This is a genomic window from Vibrio sp. V42_P2S4T144, assembly GCF_009904715.1.
Taxonomy (GTDB): Bacteria; Pseudomonadota; Gammaproteobacteria; order Enterobacterales; family Vibrionaceae; genus Vibrio; species Vibrio alginolyticus.
In genome coordinates, this window is sequence record NZ_WXWS01000465.1 from 1 (window position 1) to 3,963 (window position 3,963).

The following is a 3,963-nucleotide window of genomic DNA, read 5'->3' on the forward strand; positions in this document are numbered from 1 at the left end:
CTGAAATATCATCCCATATTCAAACTTATTCCTATTCAGTTGACTATTAGACTTCTCATGTCGTGACGAATCTAGTCAGACGTGGAACAGAAGGTCTATTCAATTAATAAGCTAAGAGGGAATAAAAATGAGCGCAAGTGACAATGACACGTATTTAGGCGATGCAGGTGTAAATAACCAATTTGCTGATTTCGATGGCGGCGATGATTTGTTTATCGGTTTTGGTGGTAATGACTCGTTTGTTGGCGGTGGCGGTAATGATTATGTGATCGGCGGCGACGGCGACGATCGCCTAACTGGTGGTGCTGGAGATGACATCCTTAGGGCTGGTACAGGAAACGACTACCTCGGCGGTGGTACCGGTAATGACTTGCTGTTGGGTTTGTTGGGTGACAATAAATTAAATGGTGGTGTCGGTGAAGATATTCTTGTTGCTGGTTCTGGTGACAACGTTTTAGTTGGCGGCAGCAATGGCGATAAGTTTGTGTTCACGGATAAGTTTGGTGGCCATGGCGAAGCCAAAGTTGTTGATTTCACCATTGGTGAAGACTCTTTGCACATCATTAGCGACTCTGTCACTGACTTTGGTGATTTAAGCTTTAGCTACGATGCAGTTGGGAATGCAGTGTTTACCGATGGGGCTGATCTAACAGTGAAACTTATTGGCGTGACTGAAACTGACATCAACACCTATGGTGCAGATCTGTTCGTAATCTAAACGACTGAAAATAACTCTGGATGGGAATTAGTTTGCGTGGCTCTGCCATGCTGAGGTGAACTAATCGGACACTCTAGAGCGATTTGAGGTTACCTTAAGCTAGGCGCTAGTATTTCTGGCGCCTACAATTTTCACGTTAAACGGAAGTAGTCGTGCAAAAAACGGTTTTCAAAGAAGTGAAACAAAAACTATGCACGCTTGCGGGCTTGCTGATCGTTTTTAGCCTTTTTATCAACTTATTGGTTCTCTCGATTCCGTTGTACATGCTTCAAGTGTACAACCGAGTTATATCCTCCTACTCAACCGATACTTTATTCTTGCTCACTGTCATCGTAATTGTCGCGCTGTTAACCATGTCCATCATCGACATTGCACGAGCACAAATGAGTAAATCTTTTGGTTATTGGATGGACACAAAACTCTCCGCTTTCATGCTCAAGCGAACGATTCAATATCAATCACATACTGGGAAGAGTTATACCTCGCAAACTCTGAGAGACATTCAGAACATCAAAAGCTTTTTGAGCAGTCAAGCACCTTATCCACTGTTGGATGCGCCCTGGACACCGCTATTTATTTTATTTGTGTATTTATTGCACCCGATACTAGGTCACATCGCGTTACTTGGATCTATCGTATTGTTTAGCCTAGGTCTGCTTAATGAGCTAATGACGCGTAAAACAATGCAAGAGAGCGAAGTCAGAGCGATTTCTCATATCAACAACGCAGAATTAGCCACGCAAAACTCCAATTCAATTCTCGCAATGGGGATGATGAATGCATTTTTAGAGAAGTGGCAGTCGCGCGTGAGCGAAGTGAATGTGCTTGAAGAGCGAGTTGCAGGTAAGTCTATCTACATGGCTAACTTTTCTAAGTTTGTGCGTGGCTCATTACAGATATTTTTACTGGGAGGTGGTGCATGGTTAGTTATCCAACATGAGATAACGGCAGGGGCGATGATCGCGAGCTCCATATTAATGAGTCGGGCATTATCGCCGATGGAGCAGGCGATAGGCACGTGGCGAAGCGCGATGTCTGCTAAAGGCGCCTATAAAAGGTTGAAAGAAATCGATGCGATCGTGCGCCAAGATGAATCAGATATGCCACTGCCTAAACCAAAAGGACACTATGAGCTTACCGGACTGGCCTATCGCCATCCTGGAGCAACCGAACCAGTGCTCTCATCGCTCAGCTTATCGATTCCTCCGGGTGTTGCTGTTGGGGTGATTGGCCCTTCTGGTACGGGTAAATCGACGTTTGCTCGGCTGTTATTAGGTACGGTTAAGCCATTAGCGGGTAAAGTGACTCTTGATGGAATGGAAGTCTCCGTATGGGCATCTGAAGATCGCGGCGTGCATTTTGGGTATCTCGCTCAAGAGGTGGAGTTATTTCCTGGCACAATTCGAGAGAACATCGCGCGCTTTAAAGAAGAAGACCCCGCTAAAGTCATCAAGGCGGCTCAACTAGCAGGATGTCATGAATTAATACTCAAGAAAAACAAAGGCTATGATTGCATTATTGGTGAAAATGGCCGTGGTTTATCTGGGGGGGAAAGGCAGAGAATCGCTCTTGCAAGAGCCGTTTATGGCGACCCTTCTATTGTGATTTTCGATGAAGCGAATGCCAACCTCGATGGTGAGGGAGAGGCTGCGTATCAACGTTTGATTGCCCATTTAAAAGCACAGAGTACAACGATTATCGTCATTGCTCACAATCCGAGCACGTTACGACAAATGGATAGGCTCTTGTATTTGGCTGACGGCCGAGTCAAGTTATACGGCGCTAAAGATGAAGTATTAAAACGTTTGATGGGCGAAGAAAGAACAGATATCCCAAGGGTAAGAAATGAGCAATCAACTGCCAACCGTTAATCAGAGTTCTACCGAGATCGTATATCGTTTTAGCCCCAAAGCGAGACTAAACTTTCGAAAACCAATTTTACTCGGTGTGGTGACCTTAAGTGTTTTTCTTGGAGGCCTTGGCTACTGGGCTGCAACAGCCAAATTAGAAAGTGCAGCGATTGCTTATGGTGATTTGTCAGTTCTCACTAAGCGACAAGAAATTCAGCATTTAGAAGGCGGTATTATTGAAAAGCTATATGTACAGGAAGGGGATTTAGTCGAAAAAGGTCAGTTATTAATTCAACTTTCTAAGCGTCAAGCTATGGCTAAGTTGGACTCGTTAAGTGGTCGTTTTATCCATACTCTAGCAAAGGAAAACCGTTTAAGTGCGGAGCTTGATGAGCTTCCAACGATTGTATGGTCTGATGATCTTGAAAGCATTCCCCGTGTCGATATCGTACAAGAAGCACAACTGGTTCAAAACAAGATCTTTGAAGCGAGAAAGCGATTCTTTGATAGTAAACTGAGTATCATTGAGCAGAGTATTTCTGGAGCAAATTTAGAGCTTGAAAACCTTCAGCAAACCAAAGTGATTGAGACGGAACGGCTCAACTTTATTGCTGAAGAAATAGACAGCAACCAAGCCTTGGTGCAAAAAGGTTTCTCGGGAAAATCTACTTTACTTCAACTCAAGCGCTTAGCAGCGGAGGTGAGAAGTACCTTAAGCCAGTTAGATAGGCAGTCGCTCACCGTTAGAAAAAGGTTAGATGAGAACCTAGCGCAAATTGAAGAGTTGAAGCTTGAAAGGCTGAATGAGATTGTCGAGGAACTACGAAATACCAAAACGGAAATTGTCGCAATTCGGGAAGAATATCGCTCCGCTCAAGATATTGTCGCAAGAACAACGATCAACGCACCTATTTCTGGTCGCGTAGTCAACATGCAAGTGTTTACCGAAAAAGGTGTGATTGGCTCGGGTGAAACGTTACTAGAACTGGTCCCGCAAGACGATAAGTTGTTAGTCGAGGCTCGTGTTAATCCTCAGGATATTGATTTAGTGAATCCAGGCCAGCAAGCGCATGTTCGTCTGACCGCTCTGAATGCACGGACGTTGGCACCTTTAGACGGTACTGTGCTGACGATTTCTGCCGATAAGCTCTCGCAAGAAAACCAAGAAGATTTTTATCTCGCTAGAATTGCAATTTCACCGGAAGATGTGACAAAACATCGTTTAACCTCAGGCATGAATGCCGAAGTGCTTATTTTATCTGAGCCACGAACGCCATTGAGCTACCTAATAAAGCCAATTACAGAAAGCATGAATCGCGCCTTCAGAGAGGAGTAATTTCAAAAAGACTTGAGTGAGCACGGACAACAGACAAAATAATTTGTTATCGTTAGCTG

3 protein-coding genes are annotated in these 3,963 nt (G+C 44.3%); all 3 read left to right on the forward strand.

The features are described from left to right. Positions 1–127: 127 nt before the first annotated feature. Positions 128–718 carry a calcium-binding protein gene (locus tag CAG68_RS15555; protein WP_005375168.1) on the forward strand — a complete coding sequence of 197 codons (591 nt, stop codon included), beginning with the start codon at positions 128–130 and terminating at the stop codon, positions 716–718. A gap of 152 nt (positions 719–870) precedes the next feature. After that, positions 871–2,589 carry a type I secretion system permease/ATPase gene (locus CAG68_RS15560; protein ID WP_042521608.1) on the forward strand — a complete coding sequence of 573 codons (1,719 nt, stop codon included), beginning with the start codon at positions 871–873 and terminating at the stop codon, positions 2,587–2,589. After that, entirely contained in the window at positions 2,564–3,904 is a 1,341-nt protein-coding gene (locus CAG68_RS15565; RefSeq protein WP_005375170.1) for an HlyD family type I secretion periplasmic adaptor subunit, read from the forward strand. Before CAG68_RS15560 ends, CAG68_RS15565 begins: the two co-directional genes overlap by 26 nt. The last annotated feature ends 59 nt before the right edge of the window (positions 3,905–3,963 follow it).

Bases quoted from the DNA above. Each gene is read 5' to 3' on its own strand.
- CAG68_RS15555 (WP_005375168.1), top strand. From the start codon at position 128: ATGAGCGCAAGTGACAATGACACGTATTTAGGCGATGCAGGTGTAAAT.
- CAG68_RS15565 (WP_005375170.1), top strand. From the start codon at position 2,564: ATGAGCAATCAACTGCCAACCGTTAATCAGAGTTCTACCGAGATCGTA.